This is a genomic window from Pseudomonas sp. PS02303, from assembly GCF_029959925.1.
In the GTDB taxonomy this organism is placed as follows: Bacteria; Pseudomonadota; Gammaproteobacteria; order Pseudomonadales; family Pseudomonadaceae; genus Aquipseudomonas; species Aquipseudomonas mandelii.
The window spans coordinates 1-275 of sequence record NZ_JASCOM010000584.1 but is presented as its reverse complement, the minus strand read 5'-3'; the positions used below and the strand labels follow the sequence as shown (position 1 = coordinate 275).

The 275-nt window shown below is 50.2% G+C and carries 1 rRNA gene; it reads right to left on the bottom strand.

From position 1 onward, the window contains the following. Window positions 1-113: ribosomal RNA gene (gene rrf, locus QMX98_RS35160) — 5S ribosomal RNA — on the bottom strand; the annotation flags it as partial. Window positions 114-275 lie beyond the last annotated feature (162 nt).

Sequence of the window (275 nt, the reverse complement as noted above, 5' to 3'; positions counted from 1 at the left end):
TGACGATGACCTACTCTCACATGGGGAAACCCCACACTACCATCGGCGATGCATCGTTTCACTGCTGAGTTCGGGATGGGATCAGGTGGTTCCAATGCTCTATGGTCGTCAAGAAATTCGGTAGCCAAGTCGTTTGCCTTACGGCACACGCTCCAGCGAATGGGTATGTGATAGATCTCGGTGTTTGTGAACAATCGAACTTTCGGTTCGTTTCGTCTTCACACACCGCAATCTGGTGCCCTTTCAGGTCAGCAAATTGCTTGGGTGTTATATGG